General features: G+C 44.3%; 20 protein-coding genes and 1 tRNA gene. 11 read left to right on the plus strand and 10 right to left on the minus strand.

Going from position 1 to position 23,796, the window contains the following annotated elements:
• Nucleotides 1-2: 2 nt before the first annotated feature.
• The 5 genes from EK374_RS18465 to EK374_RS18485 all read right to left on the minus strand — a co-directional run bounded on the left by EK374_RS18465 (nt 3) and on the right by EK374_RS18485 (nt 4,305).
• Complete coding sequence (locus EK374_RS18465; protein ID WP_127026003.1) at nt 3-578, minus strand: hypothetical protein; 576 nt, start codon at nt 576-578, stop codon at nt 3-5.
• A complete protein-coding gene (locus tag EK374_RS18470; RefSeq protein WP_127026004.1) occupies nt 575-1,993 on the minus strand; it encodes a sensor histidine kinase in 1,419 nt (472 codons plus the stop codon). Before EK374_RS18470 ends, EK374_RS18465 begins: the two co-directional genes overlap by 4 nt.
• A 210-nt stretch (nt 1,994-2,203) precedes the next feature.
• On the minus strand, nt 2,204-2,404 hold the full coding sequence (locus EK374_RS18475) for a hypothetical protein (protein WP_127026005.1): 201 nt from the start codon (nt 2,402-2,404) through the stop codon (nt 2,204-2,206).
• 482 nt (nt 2,405-2,886) lie between these two features.
• Nucleotides 2,887-4,116, minus strand: coding sequence for an adenosine deaminase family protein (locus EK374_RS18480; protein WP_127026006.1), 1,230 nt, complete (start codon nt 4,114-4,116; stop codon nt 2,887-2,889).
• Between the two features lie 102 nt (nt 4,117-4,218).
• Nucleotides 4,219-4,305: transfer RNA gene (locus EK374_RS18485), tRNA-Leu, on the minus strand.
• Nucleotides 4,306-4,826: 521 nt separating this feature from the next.
• On the opposite strand from EK374_RS18485, the gene EK374_RS18490 reads away from it, so the two are divergent.
• Both EK374_RS18490 and EK374_RS18495 read left to right on the plus strand, forming a co-directional pair.
• Nucleotides 4,827-5,975, plus strand: coding sequence for a hypothetical protein (locus EK374_RS18490; protein ID WP_127026007.1), 1,149 nt, complete (start codon nt 4,827-4,829; stop codon nt 5,973-5,975).
• The gene (locus EK374_RS18495; protein ID WP_127026008.1) at nt 5,972-7,258 is read left to right on the plus strand and encodes a cytochrome P450; all 1,287 of its coding nucleotides are present in this window, start codon (nt 5,972-5,974) and stop codon (nt 7,256-7,258) included. The genes EK374_RS18490 and EK374_RS18495 overlap by 4 nt, the downstream gene beginning before the upstream one ends.
• Nucleotides 7,259-7,327: 69 nt before the next feature.
• Here EK374_RS18495 and EK374_RS18500 read toward each other — a convergent pair whose 3' ends face one another.
• From EK374_RS18500 to EK374_RS18515, 4 genes are all read right to left on the minus strand, one after another.
• Nucleotides 7,328-8,356 carry an SGNH/GDSL hydrolase family protein gene (locus EK374_RS18500; protein ID WP_127026009.1) on the minus strand — a complete coding sequence of 343 codons (1,029 nt, stop codon included), beginning with the start codon at nt 8,354-8,356 and terminating at the stop codon, nt 7,328-7,330.
• 5 nt (nt 8,357-8,361) lie between these two features.
• Nucleotides 8,362-9,687 (minus strand): MBOAT family O-acyltransferase, encoded by a 1,326-nt coding sequence (locus EK374_RS18505; protein ID WP_127026010.1) that lies wholly within the window; start codon nt 9,685-9,687, stop codon nt 8,362-8,364.
• Nucleotides 9,688-9,868: 181 nt separating this feature from the next.
• A complete protein-coding gene (locus EK374_RS18510) occupies nt 9,869-11,794 on the minus strand; it encodes a carbamoyltransferase C-terminal domain-containing protein (RefSeq protein WP_127026011.1) in 1,926 nt (641 codons plus the stop codon).
• Between the two features lie 466 nt (nt 11,795-12,260).
• Nucleotides 12,261-13,301 carry an IS630 family transposase gene (locus EK374_RS18515; RefSeq protein ID WP_127026012.1) on the minus strand — a complete coding sequence of 347 codons (1,041 nt, stop codon included), beginning with the start codon at nt 13,299-13,301 and terminating at the stop codon, nt 12,261-12,263.
• 577 nt (nt 13,302-13,878) lie between these two features.
• Here EK374_RS18515 and leuA point away from each other — a divergent pair.
• From leuA to EK374_RS18540, 5 genes are all read left to right on the plus strand, one after another.
• Nucleotides 13,879-15,450: a 2-isopropylmalate synthase gene (gene leuA, locus EK374_RS18520; protein WP_127026013.1), complete on the plus strand. Its 1,572-nt coding sequence runs from the start codon at nt 13,879-13,881 to the stop codon at nt 15,448-15,450.
• A 3-nt stretch (nt 15,451-15,453) separates the two neighbouring features.
• Nucleotides 15,454-16,536 (plus strand): 3-isopropylmalate dehydrogenase, encoded by a 1,083-nt coding sequence (gene leuB / locus EK374_RS18525; protein WP_127026014.1) that lies wholly within the window; start codon nt 15,454-15,456, stop codon nt 16,534-16,536.
• 2 nt (nt 16,537-16,538) lie between these two features.
• A complete protein-coding gene (leuC, locus tag EK374_RS18530; RefSeq protein WP_127026015.1) occupies nt 16,539-17,957 on the plus strand; it encodes a 3-isopropylmalate dehydratase large subunit in 1,419 nt (472 codons plus the stop codon).
• Entirely contained in the window at nt 17,957-18,559 is a 603-nt protein-coding gene (gene leuD / locus EK374_RS18535) for a 3-isopropylmalate dehydratase small subunit (protein ID WP_127026016.1), read from the plus strand. Before leuC ends, leuD begins: the two co-directional genes overlap by 1 nt.
• A 304-nt stretch (nt 18,560-18,863) precedes the next feature.
• Nucleotides 18,864-19,235: a DUF3718 domain-containing protein gene (locus EK374_RS18540; protein ID WP_127026017.1), complete on the plus strand. Its 372-nt coding sequence runs from the start codon at nt 18,864-18,866 to the stop codon at nt 19,233-19,235.
• Between the two features lie 129 nt (nt 19,236-19,364).
• On the opposite strand, the gene EK374_RS18545 is transcribed toward EK374_RS18540, so the two are convergent.
• The gene (locus tag EK374_RS18545; RefSeq protein WP_127026018.1) at nt 19,365-20,330 is read right to left on the minus strand and encodes a hypothetical protein; all 966 of its coding nucleotides are present in this window, start codon (nt 20,328-20,330) and stop codon (nt 19,365-19,367) included.
• A 131-nt stretch (nt 20,331-20,461) separates the two neighbouring features.
• Here EK374_RS18545 and EK374_RS18550 point away from each other — a divergent pair, with 131 nt between their 5' ends.
• The 4 genes from EK374_RS18550 (at nt 20,462) to EK374_RS18565 (ending at nt 23,756) form a co-directional block, all read left to right on the plus strand.
• Nucleotides 20,462-21,088 (plus strand): trimeric intracellular cation channel family protein, encoded by a 627-nt coding sequence (locus EK374_RS18550; RefSeq protein WP_127026019.1) that lies wholly within the window; start codon nt 20,462-20,464, stop codon nt 21,086-21,088.
• 132 nt (nt 21,089-21,220) lie between these two features.
• The gene (locus EK374_RS18555) at nt 21,221-21,673 is read left to right on the plus strand and encodes a MarR family winged helix-turn-helix transcriptional regulator (RefSeq protein WP_127026020.1); all 453 of its coding nucleotides are present in this window, start codon (nt 21,221-21,223) and stop codon (nt 21,671-21,673) included.
• Entirely contained in the window at nt 21,670-22,734 is a 1,065-nt protein-coding gene (locus tag EK374_RS18560) for an HlyD family secretion protein (protein ID WP_127026021.1), read from the plus strand. Before EK374_RS18555 ends, EK374_RS18560 begins: the two co-directional genes overlap by 4 nt.
• A gap of 17 nt (nt 22,735-22,751) precedes the next feature.
• Nucleotides 22,752-23,756 carry a DUF2955 domain-containing protein gene (locus tag EK374_RS18565; protein ID WP_127026022.1) on the plus strand — a complete coding sequence of 335 codons (1,005 nt, stop codon included), beginning with the start codon at nt 22,752-22,754 and terminating at the stop codon, nt 23,754-23,756.
• Nucleotides 23,757-23,796 lie beyond the last annotated feature (40 nt).

Raw genomic sequence — 23,796 nt, forward strand, 5'->3', positions numbered from 1 at the left:
GATTAATTTCCTGTCTGGTTTAATTTGGCTTCAATTTGCGTCAGCGCGTCAATTTTCTTCTGCAAGTCTTTGCTCTGCCGGCGCAGCCTGTCTAATTGTTCTTGCTGTTGTGCATTTAAACGCGATAAGGCAGTGACTGCAGACTCGCTTTCCAGCAACTTCTGGTTGTAGGCTAAATCCCAGCGCAATAAATCGGCTAAGCCTTTAGGTAAAGTAGTCAGTTTGTCATTTAACTGAGTCTGAGCAGCAAAACGCACTGCATAAGGGCTCTCAGGATGCAGCTTAATTAATAAGGTTTGTAAGGTGGTGACAGGGTTAGTTCTGAAGCTTCGTAATAATAAATCCCGCTCAGCCACAGGCATCAGCAACAACTGGGCACGGAAATCCCGCCAGGCTTGTAAGGTTAAAGCATCATCAGCTATGGCCAATTCAGCTTTGACAGGTTTAGGAGGCTCCACCAGCTGGGTTTGTGCAGGTTCTACTTTTGGTAAAGTTTTACTCACCACAGGCACTACAGGTTTTACACCCTGACAGGCTGTTAACGCCAAACAAAGGCCAAGACTTAACCAAACTTTCATACCGCATCCTCAACTAAAGGTAAACGCACCTGAATACACACATCGGCGTAACTGACATCGATAATTTCTGCCAGACCACCTAATAAACGGGCGCAGTCGGCGACAATAGATAAACCTAAACCTGAACCTTGCACTGCGTCAAAGCGTGGGGCTTTACCACGCTGGAAAGGTTCAAACAATTTAGCCCGCAATTCAGCAGGAATAGGGGTGCCGTTATTTGCTACATCCAACAACATAAATTTATCATGCTGACGTAAATTGACCCAAACATTACTGCCCTCAGCCCCATACGCCTGTGCGTTATTAATCAGGTTATCCAGAATACGTCTGAACAACATAGAGTCGGTATAGATACGCGGCAACTGACAATTCAGCACAATTTTCTGCTCGCGCTGCTGCAAGGATAACGCATGGTCATTAAAGCAGTTTTGTAGCAGAGTTTCGCTGTCATGCCAGTCAAACTCGGGCTTGGCTTGTTGCAATAATTTGTTGTAATCCAGCAGCTGTTCCGTCAGTACACTTAAACGGTCAGCACTGCCATTGAGTAAACTCACCACTTCCATTTGCTGCGGATTTAAAGGCCCAACCAACTGTTCGCTTAACAGAGCGCAGCCTTCACGGATACTGGATAAAGGTGTTTTTAATTCATGGGATGCATGACGTAATAAAATCAGTCGCAAGGCTTCCAGTTGCTGTAAACGTGATGCCAGCCAGCGTAACTGCTCACCAAGTTCAGTCAGTTCACGTGGACCATCGACTTTGTCATGCGGGAAATGATGACTGGCCTGCCCTATAGAGCGGATCATGGTATCCAGCATTTTCACCGGCGCTGTAATACGGGCTGATGCCCACAGCACCATCAATAAGGTCAACACCACTAAAGCCACCGTTTGCCAGGCCAGATGACTTTGTGCTTCTTCGGCATAGACTTGCTGTTGTTGTAATCTTTGCTCCAGCAAAGCCCAGATCACTTGGGTCAGTTGCACCTGCTGCTGGCGGATTTTTTGCAGAATAGGACTCAGTTCTTCGTTACTTTCATGCAGATAGCTGTTGAACAACAATTCAAGTTGCTGCTGCTGCTGTGCACAAAGTACAGGCTGCTCCAGATTAAGACAAACAGACCCCAGGTTCTGCTGGTAGTTATTTAAATGGGTGGCCGCCAGTTGCGATAAGGCATCAGTTTTCAGAATGCTAAACTGCAATACGGAGCGTTCAATGTCGTTCACCAGCTTTTGCATATTTTCAGCGCGACGCACATTAGCCACTGAGCTTTCGGCTTCAGCTATGGCATAACGGCTGACATCAGATAAAGCACTATGACTTTGCCACAACAAAACCCCAAGCGGGATTAACGCCATAAAAAAGCTGAGTAAAACAAACTGCCGCAAGGAAGCAGGCTGAACAGGCATTCGCATCAGGACAGGGTTCCACGAAAAATCAGGCGCTTATCATAACGGATTTACGCAGGGACGTAAAAAAATCGTCTGGAACGATTTTTAACCCGTAGGGGCGCGGGCTTGTCCCCGCCCGTCTCACATTCCAATCCAATGTGGGTGAGCGCCATGGATTGAAGAGCATAAAAAAAGCCAGTCAGAGACTGGCTTTCATCTATTCACAGCGACTAATTAGTTAGTCGCTTGTTCCAGCGTAACTGCAGTACGTGCTTTACGTACTTTAGCAGCAGTGCGGGCATAAGCATCTGCAGCCTGAACACGCTCTAACTCTAAAACTGCATTGCCGTTTAAATCAATTTTGCGCACGTAGGTTACGAATACAAAAGCGTTAACCATGAAAAATGCGATAGCTGCAATTAAAAATAAGTCCATAATTCACCCCGTCTTTACTACTGTTCATTTCAGCTTTTTGCTGAGCCTGCCGGTAAATTAGGTAAGAGTAACAACTGCGTACCTCTTACCTAATTTACCGTTACGAACTTATAAATGCAGAGTTCGTGCCAAGTTTTAAATTCATCATTTAAACGTTAAACATCAATAACTTACGACAAGTAAATTTCATTTTCGGTTGAAACTGAACAGAAACTCCAAAAGATCTGTCGCTAATTAGCAACAGCAAAATAGAGCTTAAAATAATAGTTATAAATTTCAACAACTTAGACTGTATGCTTTTTGCGACACTTTTATCAGCATTTATTAGGAAGCAATAATTTCATTAAATTTCAAAAGCTTACATAAAATAAAAAATGAGGATTTTAGAGCAAAAAAGGAGGGCAAATGCGCGTAGTGTCTAATTCAGGTCAGAGTAAAATAAAATGTGGGGTTTAATTTTACTCTGACCTGAAATACGCAGGTTAGTTAATAAAGCCGTATTTTTGCGCGACTTTATCAAAGTACTCTAAACATTGCTTAGCGTACTGGCGCTTCTCTACATAGCTACCCGGAAAAAAGCTTTTCTTAAAACCGTAGGCCACCATATCTTTTAAGCGCTTCAGCGGAATATCAAAGTTATCCAACGCCAGTTTGTATTCACGGCTGACGGTAGTATTCGACACCAATCTGTTGTCAGTGCAAATCACAGTGACAATACGGTGATCCAACATATCACCCAGTTTATGCGCCTTAATGTCGCTGATACCTGGGTTGGTTTGCAGATTACTGGTTAAACAGACTTCAATAGCAATACGTTTGTCGGCTATATAAGAAGCCAGTTCACGAATGTACTTTTGTTTATCCTTGATCGAAGGATCCTGGATCATCTCCGGCACAAACAGCGAATAACCATGTCCTATGCGGTCGGCATAGCATTCAGTAATAGCTTCGAACACACTTTCAGCACCATAAGCTTCACCGGCATGCAGGGTTTTCAGTAAAAAGTGCTGATGAGCAAACTCATAGACTTCTTTAAATTTGCTGGCCGGATAACCAGACTCCTGCCCTGCTAAGTCCAAAGCCACTATTGGAATACCAGCTTCATCCCGCAACCGCACACTGGCACGCACTAATTCCATCGCCGCCAACTTAATGACTTCAATAGGACTAAAATCCCGCATCAACTGGAATAAATTAGTGTAATAAGGTGAAAAACCTTTGTCGCCAAACATCCGCATGGCGCAGTTGATAATGCCGTAGGCAAAAGGCGGTTTGTCGCCATTGAGAACCACAGCCTGGCTATTGTATTCCAGCTGAGCTTTTTTCAGACCATTGTTGACTGCGTGCATAACCCGGTCAAAATCAATGCCTGTTGGCAGGTCGATTAACAGCTGAGGAGCAAAACGCACTTCGATGTAGTTCACACCTTCAAGCTGGTTATCGATAGCAAGCTCGTAAGCTGCGCGCTCCAGATTATCCATATCGCGCAGCACTGCACAGGTATATTGGAAACAATGCAGGTATTCGCCCAGATTCTGATAGCTATCTTTAAAAACCAGCTCTTTTAAGCCTTCCACCGTCTGACTCGGCAGTTTCACACCAGCTTTAGCTGCCATTTCAATCAGGCTGTCTAAACGCAAGCTGCCATCTAAATGCAAATGCAGATCAGACTTTGGCATTTCTTTAATAAAATCAAGAGAGTAAAAATGCATAACAGAATAAACCTGCAAAATAAGCAAAGTGTTTTAGTTATAGCAGTTTAGATTCAGAACAGGAATTAAAAAGGTAATCAGTAAGGCAAAGCAGAAGATAAATGGTGCCCGGGGCCGGACTTGAACCGGCACGCCCTTTCGAGCGAGGGATTTTAAATCCCTTGTGTCTACCGATTTCACCACCCGGGCATGAGCAGAGCGTGTTTGATAACACTGGCAGAACGGGGCGCATTTTATGCTGAATAACAGGCATTCGTCATGTGTTTTTCATAAAAAAACTGAAAAAATGCATCAACCGCCTAATTTTTCAGCAAAAACAACTGTATTTACCCAAATTCGCTGTAAAAATCACCAGGATTAATAGCAAATCCCTCATTAAGATGTCAGCATGCGACGACAAAATTGATATGTTTTACTCAGTTGCATACTCCTGTAATCCCTAAAGTGGTCAATCTAAAAGTTTATTGAAACAAATTGGTTACAAAATCTGTCGCTAACTTGGCATAGATGCCATATACCGTGATTCTAAACATAACTGAGCAACATTCTAATGCATTCGAATTCCCACTTGCGGAGCATTTAGCAGACAAGTCTATCCAGAGACCCTCAACAATAATTAAGCCACGTTCTCCTATTTTTTAGTTTCAGTTCTATCAATTTTAAAATATAGTGTTCAAATTCCGAAGCTCTCCCCCTGAGGTTTAATATTGATGAACCATCAACTAGCAAGCATGCGCTTATTGCGAAAGCATCTTAAAGACCATCCATGCCTGGAAAATTATTACGATACCGCAAAATACATTATTAATTCGTTTCGTTTACCTGCATTTTATGAGGTCAGCGACAGATGCAACTTAAAATGTGAAGGTTGCTATTATTTCGATGCTGATACATTTCAGCCAAACCTATCAGTTAGACGAGATTACGATGCACAATGGAACAATTTTCTCGGTAATGAAGTCATTAAGGGCGTTACTATGCCCTATTTTTTGGGTGCAGAACCAGCTTTGGAACAACATCGCTTAATTGTAGCCAGCAATCATTTTAACAGAGGAAATATAGGTACAAATGGTTCCATATTTCTCAACCCGGAGATAAAATTCAGAATAAGCATATCGGCTTGGTCAGCTTCAGAATCTGACGATATTAGGCTCAGAGGCAAGTCAGCGCTCCTTCAGGCGTTAAAATTATATCAGGGCGATCCAAGGGCTATAGTACTTTATACTATAAACAGTCAGAACATAGCTCAGGCAAAAGATATTGCTCATCTATGCCAAGATCACGGATTGCCTGTAACATTCAATTTATGGTCTCCGACAAAAAAATTGATAGAGAAATTGAACAACTACACAGGAAATGACAATAACTTTTTCCGTATAAGTACGCCAGATACCTCTCTTCGCTTTTCAAATGATGATCTGCTACAGGTCCAGGATACGATAGGACAACTAATTGAAGATTATCCAGATACAGTAATATACTCACATGCCTACAATAAATGGTCGACAACTCCAGGCCCATTATACAAACTAGATTCTGGTAATGTTGCTGAAAACTGTGGTTCGAGAATTGGCGGCCAGTTTAAGTATTACGGCATGGATTTAGCATCAAAACCAATCAAGTGCTGTACCGCAGCTATTGACTGCAATGAATGCCGCCTATATTCCGGAGGCATGTCGAGCCATTTTTTGCCACTACCAGAGCAAATTGACTCGCTGGAAGGTTTCTTAGATTGGTTAGATATAATCTTAACTATTGGCCGAATATTTCTTCGCCCTGAAACCGACCCGAAGGCTTTTACCTCCAAGCTAGATCGTAGCTCTATTATCAAAGCTGCCAGAAAGGTAATTTTGCAATGAGTTGGACTCCTCCGACATTAAAGCTCAAACCACAAAGTGAAATAAAGGCAGCGTCAGCATTAAGAGCAATTTTAGACGCCGAGCGCTATTGGCCAAGTGAAATACTGGAACAACCTTTTGTTCTGTTAGAAACCACTACTGCCCCTTTATTATTTTTGACCGATCCGCAATTAGTTAAAGAAGTATTGAACCGCAATGATGGCACGCTTCCTCGCTCCAAGCTGCAGCAACGTTTTGCTGGCCACGGCACAGGGCATGAGAATGTCATTGTTGACAGCGGCAGCAGAAGCCAGGTTCACCGCCGGAGTTTAGCACCATTGTTCAAACCGCAATCTATTACTGAATACTTCCCATTTATCCAAAAGACTATTGATAAGGTCCTTCAACCTCTGGCTGATAATTCAGTCTATGGGCAACCATACGATCTTGGTCGACTAAGCGTACACGCAACCTTTGGTGTTATATGGCAAATTATGTTTGGCCATGCAAGCGTGGAAACCCCGCCTGAAATAGTTGAGGTATTGGCAGACACATTATACGAAGCAGGATTATCTGGAAATTTAATAACAACGGCAAAAGCAGTTCAATATGCTCGAGAAATCAGCATGAAATTGCGCCCCACTCAGCCACTGGCTCCTTTGAGTCCATTTGCGTTGAATCCCCCAGCCGGTATAGCTTTAACAACTCAGGAAATATCGGATAATGCTCAGTTTTTAATTACAGCTGGACACGAAAGTACCGCGCTCACCATCAGTTGGGCCTTTTACATCCTGGCAAATGCTCCCTCTGAACAAGATCTTATTGCAGAAGAAATAGCCAAAGTTCTACACAACGGTGAAATTACAATGGAGTCCTTAAATAAAATGACCCGATTAGATCATCTTCTTAACGAGACAATGCGCTTGTATCCTGCCGGCATTGTAATTAACCGCGAAGCTGTTGAGGACACAAAAATTGATTATCTCGATGTTGCTGCGGGAACCCAAATCGCCATCAGTTTTTATGGTATGCATAGGCACAGGGCGCACTGGGATAAGCCTGATGAATTTATTCCAGAACGCTTCAACACTAAAGTGGTGTCCAGCAAAAATAGTGCATTTATGCCGTTTTCGGGGGGGCGCCACAGTTGCCTAGGAGCACGATTGGCCTGGGTGGAAGCTATGTATACACTGGCGAGCGTTTTAAAAGACTATACAATTAGCCCAGCTTCTACTGTAATGCCTCTTGCACGCTACACGTTAAGGCCCAATGACAAACTACTGATTACAGTCTCATCAAGATAGCTTTTTATATAAGGGTTGCAGACAGATTTATTCAATGTAGTAAGATTGGAATATCCAAACTAATGTTTTTCAATTCCCTGCTCCCTTATTTAATTTATTTAATTCCCCTTTCATCATCAATGAAAAAAATACAGAGCCTTTGTCATTAAGATGAAATGTATCTTCAAACATGTCGTAACTATGCAGAAATGCCGGTTCGGTATCAAAACGCAAGACAACAGCATTCTGTTTCTTACAACTCTGCTCTGCTTCTTCCCAAAGTTCACCGCCAATGGTGTCTTGACGAAAAAACTCCGAGGTCAGGCGTTGATATTCTGCTGTAACGGGTGTCACATAGAGAATCAATTGAATGTTTTTACGTGCAAGTTTCTCACACATCCTAACCAAAGCGTCTTTGGGCTTTTCAATAGACTCACGATGGTAATACAATCCCTGTTTCATTTGTTGCAATAGGTCTTCAAGTAACGCTATCGACCTCTCTCTAACCTTAGCGTTATCCATTGAGTGTGAGATATCCTGAACCTTTGGGCTTGGCATATAAATTCCAGCTAACTCTCCAAGCCAATATCTTATTGGACCAGAAAAAAAATCAGCACGAACAAAAGGGAATAAAATGGATTGCAGCTGATTGCGCCAATCATTGCCAACCAAGGTCAATCCTCGGTAAGGTCGGATTCCATTATAAAAAACACGTCTGGTCATTGGACCCGACCAAGAATTATCGCGTAATATTCCAGCAGGTTGTACAGCAAGAAAAACGTATTTGATGCTATTTGGGTTTAGCGAAGTGACGACATCAACAACGGCTTCATTCTCAATAAAATCTTGCCCGCTAAAAGAAAGATTGACGCCACCTTTCAGACCGGCAGTCGCCAAATCCAAACTAAAGCCAATTGACCCACCTAAGGTTATCGCTGTAGCTTGAGTCGAAGTTATTACATTTAGCGAATTTGGCAGAAATTTAGAAAAAATAAACTTATCAGGTTGCCTGGAATCATAGTCCTGACTGACCCAATTCAAAAATATTATGAATGCAAGAATACCGCATATGGCAACCCCATATCGCCACAATGGATAAATTTTATGAGGTAGATCCATGTCATTTAATACCCAAAATAAAGAAAACCACTATTAGTTATATTTGCGAAGATCATAGTGACGACAATTAATAAAGTGACTGAAAACCACTTTAACTCCAAAGGCAATGCATTGACTATAGATTTGTCATAGCCCTTAGATTCTAGCCACTGCCAAACTTCTAACATTGTTATAAAAACAAGTAGTACATACAATAATTTTAGGGAGGCAACTTCAGGCAAATTAAAAAAGTCACTAGAAGTCACTGTAAATATTTTATTAAAAACAATAGTTAATTCAGATAGTGTTCCCCAAGTTAATGGCACTCCTATCAGGTAGAAAATTACGACCCAAACATAAAGCCGGGCACCAAAATTCCATACAATGCGTTCAATCGTATTTCTTGGACGTATGCGGCGCCGGATCCGCCAGTGAGTCCAAGCGATCTCAGGAATAGCCAGCATGCTTACGGAGATGCCCGCAATAAGCCACCCAAGAGATGGTGAATGCCAAAGCCCAATCACAAGGCCGGTAACAATCAATGCAACTGGCCTGGCTCGCGCTACAGAGCCAGCTCCAGTAAACAACCGCATCAGATAATCCCTGAACCAACTAGTAACGGTTATATGCCAACGATACCAGAAGCGAATAGTCGATGTTGCAGCAAAAGGGCGATCAAAATTTTTACTGAGCTGAATGCCAAATAGCATGGCTGAACCTATCGCGATATCTGCATACCCAGAAAGATCGCAGTAATACTGGTAAACCGTGGCAATTGGCGTCAATAGCAAAGTTGAGGCGTTATAACCCTCAGGATGCAAAACTACCGGATTAAAAAGCTGACTGAGACGGTCAGCAATAACTGTCTTTTTCGCTAGCCCTAAGACGATTAGAAAAAAAGCACTACCACACCAGGACCATTGAAAGGATTTTTTTTCTCTTAATTGAGCTATAAGGTGAGACGCTCGCTCGATCGGGCCAGCTAAAAGCTGAGGGAAGAAAGTAACATAGAGAGCAAAATACCCTAAATGACGTTCAGCCGGTATACGTCGACGATAAACGTCAATAGTATAACTCATAGTCTGAAATGTATAAAAAGAAATACCCAGAGGAAGAATAATATCAAGATGAGGTATATTGAGCGCATCTCCACCAAATAGATGAGCACTTCCCCATCTGATGCCATCAAAAACAGATGGAATATATTTAAAATAAAATAACAAACCCAAATTAAATATAACGCTGACAGCTAAAATTGCTTTTCTTAGCTTTTCATTTCTCTCATGTTCGAGCCTTAACGCTGCAGTAAAGTCTACCACCGTAGAAAGGAATATTAGAAAAATAAATTCCACGCGCCAGGCCGCATAAAACAGATAGCTCGCGGATAGAAGTACTGCCCATCTAAGCCTCTCTGGAAATAGAAAATATAACATTACGACACAAGGCAAAAAGAACAAATAATCAATACTATGAAATTGCATTACACACTCGATGATTTAAATTCAAAAAAATGCGTGCTTATGTATCGCGGCATCACGATTCCCAATTCATCACTTTTGCTGATTCACCTTTCGAGCGTTGATTTAACCTAAATATTTTCCTTAACTTGTCCACATCACCTCTGTTGGTTAAGCTGAATTTCTGCAATCTAGGGTCTGAACAATAAATAGCTAACTCCTCTCGAGTCAAAGCATAAGGATTTATCTTTTCCAAATCTTCAAAAGATGCCGAAGAGAAAAAATTACATATTTTTTCTCGCTGAATTTCAAAAGTGTAATTTTCAGATGGCTCAAAATTTAATTCGACTCTTACACCATTAATATATGCAACATTAATTCTTTTTTGATGTGAAAAAACAATGCATCTTTCTATACTATCGATAATAGGCTCATCTTTATCATTCAGAGATGTATTACACAACATGGGAACATCAGTGTGTTGATAGAAAGCCTGGATAAGAGCGGCAAGGCGGGGACTATCCGTTTCTTTTAATGTCTGAACCCGGGCTGTTCCATCCAAATGGCAAACTGCTGGAATCTTAGCAAGCCACTTGTCCCGCACTGGAACAGCTTGCAACATATAAGGCGAATCGCCGCCGATATCAAAGCACTCGTTAACCATTCTTGAATCTACTATGGGCGCAACAGGCCGCCACCATTCTCTTTGTTTTATTTCATTAAGCCTGGTCTTTGACCTCTCTTCTCTTGGATCTGCTAATAGACTGCGGTGCCCGAGTGCTCTAGGGCCTATTTCCGCAGCCCCATCAAACCATGTTATAGGTCCGTTCAGCAGGTCTTTTATTGCGGTATCAATATTCCAGCTTTCAACACTTCGGATAATAGCCCTGTATTTATCAAGAATCGTATCATTGAGTTCCGCAAATTTACCATAATAAGCAGTGCCAAGGCGAAAGCTGAAGCCTGGATAATTATGATCTGCGTAGTGAAGACCCATACCTAACGCCATTCCTGAATCATTGACAACTGGAGGGGCCAAGAAACCCTTAAACCCAAACTTTTTCATCAGAAGAGAGTTAATTGGACAATTTAGAGCAAAACCTCCAGTCATTGAGAGAAACAAGGATGCAGGCTCTACGTCAAACCGTTTTAGCGCTTGCTCAATAGTCTCAGCGACAACAGCGAGAGAATTCTCATGGATAACTTTAACGATCATACTTATTTGGTTATCTTCAAAACTGAAGCGATCATCCATGCCTGTGAACTTTAGGTCACAATCCTCTGGTTTTACAGAACGGACTGTTGAAATCACTTGGTCAACCCACTGGATGGCCAAATACCTGTCTTTAAGTGACATGATTCTAGGGCAAGCTGGAACAGCAATACTCAGCTTACAGCGCGAAGCGCTACCCAACGCCATAAGAGTCCCTTCGGCCATGCCAAGCTTCTCTCGCAACAATGCCCAAAAAATGGCTGGAGAAGGAATAGGGAAACACTGCATTCTGCCGTTATTTACATATGCTGCTAAATAATGAAATTTATCCCATACCAACGGATCAAGAACATGATCCGGGCCAGCATCAAGCGCCAGACACAATATTTGGTCATTGTAAAAATGTGAAGAGTCGACAAATACACCAGAATAAATATGGCAGAGGCTGTGGTAGCTAAAATGTGGTTCAATTTTTTTGTAGGAATAATCCGTCTTATCTTGAGATAAACTTTCTGTACCTATTACAACTTGCATGTCATCAAGAGTCAGGTCCTCATCAGCCAACAATTCATTTATAAATTTCTTTGCTTCAATTGCTGACGCAAATGAGATTCCATGACCTTTTACCCTAGATATTCGCTCAAACTCCCAATACCTCTGAAGAGTTAAATTGTTTCCTGACAGCTCCCACAAAGCCATTGATTGATCATGTCTTCGGGTTAACTTATATGCCCACTCTAATTGACCGATATGGGTGTAAACAGACAGAAAATACTTTGTAATCGTCATAAGTTATTAATTTTCATTTTGAGAAAAATATTACACGCCAATTTACGTGCAGTTATATACAAAGAATCTGCTGCTGATTGACAAATTCGGACTATCCTGCCAGTAGCTCAAATCTTAGAAGACACATACGAGTGGCTAAGCCTAATGGAGCTCGATATCATTCTACATAAAAATAATTGCCTTAGCGTATTTTGAACTTTTACTCATTGTAACAGCATACTTCGTCAACTCGACAGCTTGCAAGCTCAGTCCCTCCACCAAAAAATTAATCCATAAAAAAACAATAATTTATACAATTGATGCTGCACATTCATAGATATTGTCGAACTTGGTTTTTCTGCTGTACAACAGCCCGAATGGTACACACCCCATGCTTAAGGTCAGGGGACGGGGTTGCTAGAGCTTAAGGTTTTAAGTCCGAAATGTTTGTACTTTATTAGTGATGCAATTATCTAAATAACTGATCCTAATTGTGATACGCCGTTTTCAGGCCATGTTTACCGCCAAGAAACGAGGCTGCCGTTTCCATAAAATGGTCTACCTGCTCCAGTAGTTCATCCATCGTTTTATAGCGATGGTTGCGGGTAATCGTTTCATGCAGCGCATGCCAGAGCTTTTCTATTTTGTTATGCCATGGGCTGTAGACCGGTAAAAACAGCAGTTTGAACTTTGGGTTTTCTGTCAGCCACTTTTGCGTTTTCTTACTCTTGTGAATGATGTAATTATCCACAATAAAGGTCATGCTTTTCGCCCGCCTGTACTGACCTTTGACCTTCTTCAGTAACTCGATAAACAGGTCGCTTGTTTTTCGCTGTCCACCGACATAGCTGATTTGTCCAGTTTGGCTGTGTAGTGCTCCTGCTAAGTAGTGTTTCTTGTTTTGCCCTGATGTCGCCACTTCATGCTGCTGGCCTTTGAGGCCCCACTCTGCTCCAATCTTCGGGTTCAGGTGGATATCCACTTCATCTTCATAGAACACCGGATAGTCGGTACTGCTGTTGTCCAGGGCTTCATTCATCGCGGCCAGTTTCGCTTCTTTGTCCGGATCTTTGATGTACAGCGTCGGTGAGGCCCGACGCCAGACCACATTCAGCTTTGGCAACCAACGCCTGATGGTGGAACTATGCACCTTGATGCTGCAGAGCTTTCTGAGCAGCAACGCGAAAAACTCTGTACTCCAGCGTGAGCGCTGAAAGCACAAGGTTCGTGGCGTTTGCTCCAACAACAGTATTAATACCTTGCAGATAAAGGCTTTAGGCTGGCGAACTGGCCTGCCAACTCCTTTTGTTTTCAAGCTATCAACACCGACCACTTCGTACCAGGCGAGCCAGCGCTTCAGGGAGGAACGCCCCGCCTGAAGCACACGGGCGACTTCAGATTTTGAGGTCCCTTGTAACACCAGCAGGACCGCATTGGCTCTGCGGCATAGGTCTTTATCTCTGGTTTTATGAATGACTTTCTTCAAACGACGGATTTCAGCGCAATGGAAAAATGCTATTTTGTCCATACTCAATGCGGTTAGTGATTTGTTTGGTTTGGCGACTGATCAGATCGCTCAAACCGTATTGAGTTCCGTACAAGTGATCTACTAATTGGAACAGCTATTTAGAATGGTGTTCACGCGTTTTGCATACTCGCACTTAAAAAACGATCTCAGGCACGAAATAAATCGGTTGGTTGTTTTGCCTAACTGTCGATACATTAATTGCTCAGGCAGCTTAATGCATTTCAGCCAAACTCCTATCTTTGTCTGAAACTCGTATTTATAGCTTCAGCTCGGCATACAATGCGAAAAAATACTTAGATATTTAGCCGTCTATACTGTTGCAAAGCCAAAAGTCCCGTGATATTACTAATAGCAGTTGTATAAATTAAACCCAATGAAGACTCAGACAACAATGAATTTAAACCAGCGTTTCGCTAACCTGCTCACTCTCCTCGTGCTCCTCAACAGGCCACGGGGCTTTGTGCATTGGTAAAACGACTGTACCAGTAAACCAAAAACCCCGTGCCACAGGCCGGGGTTTTTTGTTTTAACCAAGGCCATCAGAACGGGTTTTCATAAATGAAATGAGGAAAATGTGATGAGCGGTCAGGATAAAATCTGGATTTTTGATACTACCTTAAGAGACGGCGAACAGGCGTTGCGTGCCAGTTTAAGCCATAAGCAAAAAATTCAGCTGGCACATGCGATTGCCCGCTTAAATGTAGATGTGATGGAAGTGGGTTTTCCTGTGTCATCTCCAGGTGACTTTGAATCAGTACAAAGCATAGCAACACAAGTCAAAGGCCCTATTATTTGTGGTTTAGCCCGGGCTGTCAGTGCTGACATTGAAGCCTGTGGTCAGGCACTGGCGAACGCTGAACGTCGCCGTATTCACACATTTATTGCGACCTCACCATTGCATTTACAATACAAATTACGTCGTACTTTAGAACAAGCCACTGAACAGGCTGTTGCTGCTATTCAGCTGGCGCGTCGTTATACCGACGATGTCGAGTTCTCCTGTGAAGATGCCGGCCGCACCCCTATTGATGATTTATGCCGTATTGTCGAGGCCGCTATTAAAGCCGGCGCCCGCACTATTAATATTCCGGACACTGTCGGCTACACCATTCCGAATGAATTTGCCCGCATCATCACCGACCTGCGTCACAAGGTACCAAATATTGATCAGGCCATTTTAAGTGTGCACTGCCATAACGATTTGGGATTGGCTGTGGCCAATAGTATCAGTGCAGTTCAGGCAGGTGCCCGTCAGATCGAATGCACAGTCAACGGCATTGGCGAACGTGCTGGTAACTGTTCGTTAGAGGAAGTGGCGATGATTATCAAAACCCGCCCCGACGTTCTGCCGTTTTATACCGACATTAAGAGCACAGAAATTTACCGATCCAGTCATTTAGTTAGCCAAATTTGCCATATGCCAATTCAGCCCAATAAAGCTATTGTCGGCGAGAACGCTTTTGCGCATTCTTCAGGTATACATCAGGATGGCGTGTTAAAAGCACAAAACACCTACGAAATTATGTCGCCAGAACAAGTAGGCATCCGTCAGAACGAATTAAACCTGACGTCACGTTCTGGCCGCGCCGTGATCCAGCATCGCTTAAGCGAGATGGGTTACACCCAGGAAGATTACAACCTGGATGACATTTATAAAGCCTTTGTGACCCTGGCCGACCAGAAGGGCCGGGTTTTTGATTACGATTTAGAAGCGCTGGTGTTTTTCCAGAATTTGCAGGATACCAACGAGCCGTACAAGCTGGAGTTTTTAAGTTCCTCCACTCATACCGGTCATGTTGCCAGCGCCACTGTGGGCATCAGCATTAATGGTGAAACCCGTACTGAAGCAGCGACAGGTAATGGTCCGGTGGAAGCGTCGTTTCAGGCGATCCAGCGTATTGTCGGCACTGACGTGAAAATGGTCGACTTTAACTTACAGGCCAAAGGCAGCGGCGAAGATGCGTTGGGCCAGGTGGATATTATTGCCGAGCATCAGGGCCGCCGTTACCACGGTGCAGGTTTAGCCACCGACATAGTGCGATCTTCAGTATTGGCTTATGTGCACGTATTAAATTTAATTGAACGCAGCAAACAGGTAGACGCCGCCAAACAGGCCCGCCGTTTATCCGAATCACAGGCAGAGAAGTAACAAATGAAAACTTATAAAATTGCGGTATTGGCAGGAGACGGTATTGGCCCTGAAGTAATGGATCAGGCGTTAAAAGTACTGGACGCCGTATCTGAAAAATTTAATTTCAGCATAGAGCGCACAGCCGCCTTAATAGGTGGCGCGGCTATTGATGCTACTGGCGTCGCCTTGCCTGAAGCTACGCTGGAGCTGTGTAAAAACAGTGATGCTATTTTGTTTGGCTCTGTCGGTGGGCCAAAGTGGACCAGCCTGCCACCGGCACAGCAACCAGAACGCGCATCCTTATTGCCACTGCGTAAAACCTTCGATTTATTCTGTAACTTACGCCCAGGCCAGATTTACCCGGCTTTTGCCGAGTTATCGCCATTGCACCCAAAAATTAGTAGTCAGGGCATGGATATTTTATGTGTACGTGAGCTGACAGGTGGCATTTATTTTGGTGAAAAAGGCCGCACTGAAGACGCCGCTTTTGATACACAAAAATACAGCGTGGCAGAAATTGAACGCATCAGCCGTGTGGCTTTTGAAGCGGCCACTAAACGCCGGAATAAAGTAACCTCCATCGACAAAGCCAACGTGCTGGCGACCAGTGTGTTGTGGCGTGAAGTGGTAGAACGTGTCGCTAAAGACTATCCACAAGTACAGCTGGAACATATGTATATCGACAATGCCGCCATGCAACTTATTCGGGCACCGCAACATTTTGACGTGATGTTATGCGACAACCTGTTTGGCGATATTTTGTCGGACGAAATTGCTGCTATTGCCGGATCTTTAGGCTTATTGCCTTCGGCCAGTTTAAATGGCTCTCAGTTTGGTTTGTATGAACCAGCTGGTGGTACAGCACCGGATATCGCCGGCAAAGGCATTGCCAACCCTATAGCTCAGATATTAAGTGCGGCTTTAATGCTGCGCTACAGCTTTGCTGAAGAAGCCGCAGCCCGCGCTATCGAGCAGGCTGTTGCCAGCACCTTAGAGCAAGGCATTGTGACACGGGATATTAATCCGGCTTCCGGCTATGGCACTGCAGAGGTGGGCTCTGCTGTGATGGCTGCGTTGCAGGCTATACCAACAGAGAGAAATTAATCATGGCAAAGACTTTATATCAGAAAATTTATCAGAGCCATGTCGTGGCTCCAGTCAACGGCAGCACCGATTTATTGTTTGTCGACAGGCATTTTATCCATGAGGTAACCAGTCCTCAGGCCTTTGCTGGTTTGCGTCAGGCCGGTCGTCCTGTACGTCGTCCGGACTTAACCTCAGCTACCATGGATCATAACGTTTCCACCCAACTGCGCAGTATGGATGCGGCAGGCGAAACCTCGCGTAAACAATTGGAAGCTCTGGCGACCAACTGCGCAGAATTTGGCGTGCCTTTAATGGATTTGATGCACCCTGATCAAGGCATAGTCCATGTGATTGGCCCTGAATTGGGTTTAACCCAGCCTGGTATGATTATTGTTTGTGGTGATTCCCATACCTCGACCCACGGTGCTTTTGGTGCTATGGCCTTTGGTATTGGCACCTCAGAAGTCGAACACGTACTAGCCACCCAAACCTTGCAGCAGCAAGTGGCGAAAACCTTAAAAGTGGAAGTCACAGGCACCTTATCCCCTTTTGTTACGCCAAAAGACGTGATTATGGCGGTGATAGGTCAATTAGGTACGGCAGGTGGTACTGGTTATGTCGCTGAATTCTGCGGCGACGCTATTCGTGGTCTGAGCATGGAAGGCCGGATGACGCTGTGTAACATGAGTATAGAAATGGGCGCCAAAGCAGGTTTAGTAGCACCGGATGAAGTGACCTTCGCTTATATGAAAGGCCGACCTCATGCGCCACAGGCCGAACACTGGGATGCGGCGGTAAACTATTGGAAAACCTTGTATTCAGATGCAGATGCTGTGTTTGACAAGACATTAACTATTGCCGCAGAAAACATCAGACCTCAGGTGACCTGGGGCACCAACCCTGAGCAGGTGATTGCAGTGGATCAACCTGTGCCAGCACCTGAGTCATTTAGCGATTTAATTAAAGCTGATGCTGCGCGCCGTGCTTTAACTTATATGGGCATTGAAGCGGGCCAGAAGTTAACCGATCTGACAGTCGACGTGGTGTTTATTGGTTCCTGTACCAACAGCCGTATTGAAGATTTACGTCAGGCCGCCGCTGTAGTGCAAGGTAAACAAGTGGCCTCCGGTGTTCGTGCTTTGATCGTGCCGGGTTCTGGCCAGGTCAAACGTCAGGCCGAAGCCGAAGGCTTAGCTGATATTTTTAAAGCTTCTGGTTTTGAATGGCGTGAACCAGGTTGCTCTATGTGTTTAGGCATGAACGATGATCGCGTAGAAGCTGGTCAGCGTTGTGCCTCCACTTCAAACCGCAACTTTGAAGGTCGTCAGGGCCGTGGTGCCCGCACGCATTTGGTCAGCCCTGCCATGGCAGCAGCTGCAGCTATTGCCGGTCGTTTTGTTGATATTTCGTTTGTTGAAGTCGCTGGAGGAACTTACTAATGAGCCAGATATTTGCCCAGGGACTGGTATGCCCTTTAGATAAAAACAATGTCGATACCGACCAGATTATTCCAAAACAGTTTTTAACCTCTGTCAGCCGTGATGGTTTTGCCGAAGCCTTGTTTTACGACTGGCGTTATCTGGCAGACGGGGTCCCTAATCCTGATTTCGTGTTAAACGCTCCGGAGTATAAAGGGGCTTCTATACTGCTAACGCGGGCGAACTTTGGGTGCGGCTCCAGCCGTGAACATGCGCCATGGGCTATTCAGCAGTATGGTTTTAATGTGGTCATAGCCGAAAGTTTTGCCGATATTTTCTTTAATAACAGCATTAACAACGGCATGTTGCTGATCAGTTTAAGTACGTCCAATATTGAGTTTTTATTCAGCCGCTGCCAGCAAGGCACGCAAGAATGGAAAATTGATTTAGCTGGCCAGCAAATTATTCTGGGTAATAACGCCGCAGTGGGTTTTCAGATAGACCCTGATATTAAACAGCGTTTACTAAGTGGCCTGGATTTTATTGGTGTTAGCGAACAATTTTCCCCACAAATCAGCAGCTATGAACAACAGCGTGCCAGTCAGCAGCCTTGGTTAGGTTAACTAAACTTTCGTGCAGACCGTAGATGCCGCGGCTTGTCCCGGCCTGTCTCTGTGCACCACGATGTTTATAGGGAAATACAAGCCCAACTACCACCAGATTGGAATTTGAAACGGGAGGGGACAAGCCCCTCCCCTACAAGCACCTACGAGCCCATCCAGCCATCTAGCCGTAAATTATTGATTTTACTGAACTACTTGCGTATCAGAAAAAGCGGGTAATACTTGGCAAAGTAGTACCTGACAGTATATAGTTTCATTATTATCAAATTTACCAGTTCACCAATTAACCTCTAAGGGGTATTTTATGAAAAAGCTCGTTACATTAGCAGTAGTAGCAAGTGCTTATTTCGCTGCAGCGCCAGCAGTTTTAGCTCAGGATCAATGGGCAACCTCTTTGTGTGAATACACTAAAGCTGACGATAAAAACCGCGTTCGCAAAGTTTTATCTGACAACAAAGTAAACGTTCGTAAAATTTATGATGCGATTCAGTGCAATGGCGATTCGCTGATTAAATTTGCTATGCGCAGTGATGCTTATGAAACTGGTTCGTTTTTTGTTAAACAGATGCCAGCTAAATCCCTGGTCGCTGAAGATCTGGAAGCATGGGCTGCAGCCAATGGTTTTGCTGCATCTCCGCTGATCAACGATATCAAAGCCCGTATTGGTCAGGATTAATATAGCCTTTGTACTTAAAGCTGTAGCTTTGTTGTCTTTGCGTTTCGCAGCAGTGACATAGAACAAAATGAAATGGCTCCCATCAGGGAGCCATTTTTTATTGGTGTTCACACGTAAAGAAGCAGCAACTTAATTCGAGTTAGCCTTCAGCGTTAAACTGGCGAAACTGATAAAGTCCTCTGCCGTCTCAATTCCTGCCATAGCTGAACCATCCTGCATCTGGAAAAATGTAGGAGGTCGTTGAAACTGGAAGCTGATTTTCAAACGTTCAGGCTGTTGTAAAAAGCTCAGCACAGGCTCACGGATCACATCAGGAATTTGTGGGTTTTGTTGTAAAGCGGCGCTCAATTGCTGTTGGCTGGTGGCAAAATCTGCGCTAAGTCCTGCCACAGCCAATTGATCAAACAATTGCTGTAAGAAGGCTTTGTTTTCGATTTCCAACGAACCACTGGCTATCCCTATCACACCAACTTTTTTCATCAAGTCAGGTAGATAATTGGGTTGCTCAGATTGCAGTTGCTGTTGCTCAGGCGTCATATTCTTAATAGTTTCGGCAAATTGCCATAACTCAGTGACGCCAGTTAAGGCAAAACGGTAGTTCAGACTAAAGTGGTGATTAACCCGCAATTCCTGCTGAAAAGTCAGTTCACCGGTTTTCGCTTTATACTTGTACTGATAATTTAATTCCATCAATAAAGTTGACAGATAGGCCGCTAAATCAGGAGGCACAGAAGCCAGTGCTTTTGGTGCAAGTTTTAAATCCTTTAAACGGGCAGCCCCATCTTCAGGTAAACCATCACGCTGCAAACCAATCAGCTCAACCTGACCTACAGTCACTAAATCTCCCATACCGGCAAGACCAATATGCAAGTCCTGAATTTTATAACTCGACGTAATCACGTTGGCGGACAGTTTGCTATAACTCATATGAATAGGCGGCATATCGCCTTGTTCAGCCAATTGCAGGTACTGCTGGTTACTACGCTCTATATGTCCTGCCATCAGCTGTTCCGCATGATGGTTAGCATAGAACAAACCAGCAACAGCACTGGTCGTCAGGATTAACACAGCACCCAGCCAAATTTTTTTATTCATATTCCCTTATCCTCCAACAAAACTAACGGCGTCATACTAGCATGAGCAGAAAATAAAACACCTGCCCCAACCTGTGATTCAATCTAAAAGCCTGTTAATTTAGCCTAATTGATCTCTTTTTTTGGTGTGGTATGGAGCTCTATTTCCACTGGTTTGATTTATTGGGTATTGCCGTGTTTGCCATTTCCGGCACTTTGGCGGCATGGCGTAAACAAATGGACGGATTTGGCGTGATAGTTCTCGCCACTGTGACTGCCATAGGCGGTGGTACTTTAAGGGATTTGATCCTTGACTCCCCGGTGATCTGGTTAACTAACAACAGCTACTTCTTAGCGATTTTTGCAGCCGCAGGTTTAACTATTCTACTGGTTAGGAACCGACTGGTGATCCCAAACAATACCTTACAAATTGCCGACGCTATTGGCTTGGCATTTTTTGTCATTATGGGCACGCAAAAGGCATTGGATCACGGCACTTCAGGTTTTGTCGCTATTATGATGGGCACTATGAGCGGAGTTTGTGGTGGCATGATCCGCGATGTATTGTGCCGTGAAATTCCGATGGTATTTCGTGGTGAGCTGTATGCAATCACTTGTATTTTTGGTGGTCTGGTCTACGTGCAACTGTTGAGTTTTGGCGTGGAACAAATGCCTGCCATGCTTTCAGGAATGACGGCTCTACTTATTCTACGCTTAGCAGCTATTCGCTGGCATCTGACCATTCCTGTCTTTGGAAAGAAAGCTGACGATTTACGTTGAATCTCTACAGCATGCAGAGTCGTTTGTACTCTTTTATTTACACTAAGAATACAGCTTTTATTGCTGCGGCTTGAAATTAATTAGGAAGCTAATTAAAATATAGTTAGCTTTCTAACTATTAACGAGCAAATTATGAGCTACCAAAGTTTAGGTCTGCAAATCCACCTGCTATCGCGTCAATGGCGTTGTTTATTAGATAAACAAATGGCCTGCCAGGGGCTTACCCAAAGCTCAGGCATAGCGCTGGCTTATATCGCTGAAAATCAAGGGGTTAGCCAAACTGAGCTGGCCCGCTTATTAGCAGTAGAAACCCCTTCTCTGGTGCCAGTTCTGGATCAGCTGGAAAAACAAGGCTTGATTGAACGCCGCCCTTCACAACAGGACCGGCGCCTGAAGGCTTTGTATTTGCTGCCGGCAGCAACAGATTTAGTGGCTGCCATCAATCAGCAACGTCGCGTTTTACAGCAACAATTACTGGCCAACTTAAGCCCGCAACAGCAATTGGAATTACCACATGTACTGGATCTGGTACTGCAACAAGCCGCAGTACTGTTGCAAGATCAAAAAACCGGAGATTTGTCATGAGTGCCGAACAACTATTTAACCGTTGGATCAAATGGACCTTAGTACTGTTTGGACTGGTGTTTGGTTACTACCTGGCGGCCGATTTGTATATGCCCGTGACAACTGACAGTCTGGTGCAACGTTATGTAGTGCAGGTTGCACCACAAGTATCAGGTCGTGTGGTTTCGGTTGCTGTACAGAATAATCAGCAGGTAAAAAAGGGCGATTTGTTATTTGAACTGGACCCGGCAGACTACCAGCTCAAGCTGGAACTGGCACAATTACAGTTGGAACAAAGCCAACAGAAAAACCGTCAGTTGAGTGCAGCTTTGCAAAGTGCGTCAGCCCGTGTTGATCAGGCGCGTTTTGCCTGGCAGGAAACACAACGTGAAGATCAACGTTATCAGCAGTTGTATAACCAGAAGCTCATACCACGGCAGCAACTGGATCAAAGCCAAACCGCAGTGCTTAAAGCCAAAGCTGAACTGCAAGCCAGTATTGCAGCGTTAAATGAGCGTGAGGCTGAATTGGCAATTCCTACTCAGGAGCTGGTGCAAATTAAACAGGCGCGGAATCAGTTGGCACTAGCCCAACTGGAGCTGGACAGAACCAAAGTCTATGCCGATGTCGATGGCGTAGTCACAGACTTACAATTGGAAGTAGGCACCAATCTGGCAAGCCATCAAGCCACGGTCGCTTTGGTTTCTACCCAACAAAGCTGGGTCAGTGCTTTGTTTCGTGAAAAAAGTTTACTGCATGTGCAACAAGGCACAGAAGCATTAATTACTTTTGATGCCTTACCTGGTGAAGTGTTCAGTGCGTCAGTGCGGGATATAGATGCAGGTGTTGCCAATGGGCAAAGCACACCAGATGGACGTTTAGCCACTGCTGACAGCAGCAGCCGTTGGGTGCGTGATGCACAGCGTTTAAAAGTGAATCTGGCGATGCAACAGCAAATGCCAACAGCTTTAGTGGTAGGTTCACGCGCCACAGTACAACTGGTTCCTAAAGACAACACTGTGCTGGCCACTTTGGCAAAAGGCCAAATTCAGCTGATTAGCATGTTGCACTATGTTTACTAAAATAGCGGTTTACTAAAATGTTTGCACCCACTCCCTTTAATAAAGTACTGCGACTGGCCTTTGGTGCCAGTCTGGGCTTACTGCTGGCCAAACTAACCAACTCTGATCAGTGGGGAGTATTTTTCACCATCAGCCCAGTACTGTTATTGGGTTTAATTCCCAGACTGACGCCTTTTGTGGTGTTGCAATACGCGAGTGCTAACCTGTTGGCAGGCGCTATGGTACTGCTGTACAGCTGGCTCGGCTCTATAAGTGTTGTAATGACCCTGCTGGTATTTGTGTATTTTCTTTGGTTATTCCGCCTGATGGCAAAAGGGGCACTTTTTGTGTTTGCCGCTATCGCTATTATAAATGGCAGTATCTTTTTGCATTTTGCCAGCTATCCCAGCATGGATCCGGGCCTGATGCTTGGTAATGCTTTATTGGCGGTAGTGTTAGCGTTGGTGATTAGTGGGGCTCTGATTCAGCTTTTCCCTGTGCCAGACCAGCCGATGCAAATGCCTCCTGCTAAAACAGAGCTTGAACAGCAGCAACAAAGTCTGGTTGCAGCCGCTTTGGCTACCTTATCTTTTATTGCCTTTCAGCTGCTGGATTTACAGGATTCTCTGTCCGCTCAGGCCAGCACTATTCTGATCCTGTTACCCATGAGTTTTACCGGCATAGTGCAGGCAGGTATCAAACGAGCTTCAGGTGTCTTGTTAGGGTCAGCCTATGCAATAGCCATTCAGTTGCTGCTGTACGACAACTACCAGCATTTAGCTTTAACTATACTGGCATTCTTTTTTGGTATGTTAATCTTTGCCAGAGCCCAGCAATTGGAAGGTCCTGGGTCTGGTGTGGCTTTTGGCGGCATGACTACTATGGCCATTATTTTTGGCCAGTATTTAAAGCCGGATCAGGATTTGATGTACAGCGCGCTTTACCGCATCAGCTCAGTAAGTATTGCGGTGGTGATGACTCTGGTGCTGGTGACTATATTTTATTTGCAGCTTAACCGCCACAACCTGAACAAACGCCAATAAAAAAGGCCCCGTTCGTCAGTGACCAACGGGGCCTTTTTAC

The organism is Rheinheimera mangrovi (assembly GCF_003990335.1).
GTDB classification, from domain to species: Bacteria; Pseudomonadota; Gammaproteobacteria; order Enterobacterales; family Alteromonadaceae; genus Pararheinheimera; species Pararheinheimera mangrovi.

What these genes read in the sequence shown, in the direction of transcription:
- EK374_RS18465 (WP_127026003.1), bottom strand. Translation starts at nt 578, where the DNA reads ATGAAAGTTTGGTTAAGTCTTGGCCTTTGTTTGGCGTTAACAGCCTGT.
- EK374_RS18470 (WP_127026004.1), bottom strand. Translation starts at nt 1,993, where the DNA reads ATGCGAATGCCTGTTCAGCCTGCTTCCTTGCGGCAGTTTGTTTTACTC.
- EK374_RS18475 (WP_127026005.1), bottom strand. Translation starts at nt 2,404, where the DNA reads ATGGACTTATTTTTAATTGCAGCTATCGCATTTTTCATGGTTAACGCT.
- EK374_RS18480 (WP_127026006.1), bottom strand. Translation starts at nt 4,116, where the DNA reads ATGCATTTTTACTCTCTTGATTTTATTAAAGAAATGCCAAAGTCTGAT.
- EK374_RS18490 (WP_127026007.1), top strand. Translation starts at nt 4,827, where the DNA reads ATGAACCATCAACTAGCAAGCATGCGCTTATTGCGAAAGCATCTTAAA.
- EK374_RS18495 (WP_127026008.1), top strand. Translation starts at nt 5,972, where the DNA reads ATGAGTTGGACTCCTCCGACATTAAAGCTCAAACCACAAAGTGAAATA.
- EK374_RS18500 (WP_127026009.1), bottom strand. Translation starts at nt 8,356, where the DNA reads ATGGATCTACCTCATAAAATTTATCCATTGTGGCGATATGGGGTTGCC.
- EK374_RS18510 (WP_127026011.1), bottom strand. Translation starts at nt 11,794, where the DNA reads ATGACGATTACAAAGTATTTTCTGTCTGTTTACACCCATATCGGTCAA.
- EK374_RS18515 (WP_127026012.1), bottom strand. Translation starts at nt 13,301, where the DNA reads ATGGACAAAATAGCATTTTTCCATTGCGCTGAAATCCGTCGTTTGAAG.
- leuA (WP_127026013.1), top strand. Translation starts at nt 13,879, where the DNA reads ATGAGCGGTCAGGATAAAATCTGGATTTTTGATACTACCTTAAGAGAC.
- leuB (WP_127026014.1), top strand. Translation starts at nt 15,454, where the DNA reads ATGAAAACTTATAAAATTGCGGTATTGGCAGGAGACGGTATTGGCCCT.
- leuC (WP_127026015.1), top strand. Translation starts at nt 16,539, where the DNA reads ATGGCAAAGACTTTATATCAGAAAATTTATCAGAGCCATGTCGTGGCT.
- leuD (WP_127026016.1), top strand. Translation starts at nt 17,957, where the DNA reads ATGAGCCAGATATTTGCCCAGGGACTGGTATGCCCTTTAGATAAAAAC.
- EK374_RS18540 (WP_127026017.1), top strand. Translation starts at nt 18,864, where the DNA reads ATGAAAAAGCTCGTTACATTAGCAGTAGTAGCAAGTGCTTATTTCGCT.
- EK374_RS18545 (WP_127026018.1), bottom strand. Translation starts at nt 20,330, where the DNA reads ATGAATAAAAAAATTTGGCTGGGTGCTGTGTTAATCCTGACGACCAGT.
- EK374_RS18550 (WP_127026019.1), top strand. Translation starts at nt 20,462, where the DNA reads ATGGAGCTCTATTTCCACTGGTTTGATTTATTGGGTATTGCCGTGTTT.
- EK374_RS18555 (WP_127026020.1), top strand. Translation starts at nt 21,221, where the DNA reads ATGAGCTACCAAAGTTTAGGTCTGCAAATCCACCTGCTATCGCGTCAA.
- EK374_RS18560 (WP_127026021.1), top strand. Translation starts at nt 21,670, where the DNA reads ATGAGTGCCGAACAACTATTTAACCGTTGGATCAAATGGACCTTAGTA.
- EK374_RS18565 (WP_127026022.1), top strand. Translation starts at nt 22,752, where the DNA reads ATGTTTGCACCCACTCCCTTTAATAAAGTACTGCGACTGGCCTTTGGT.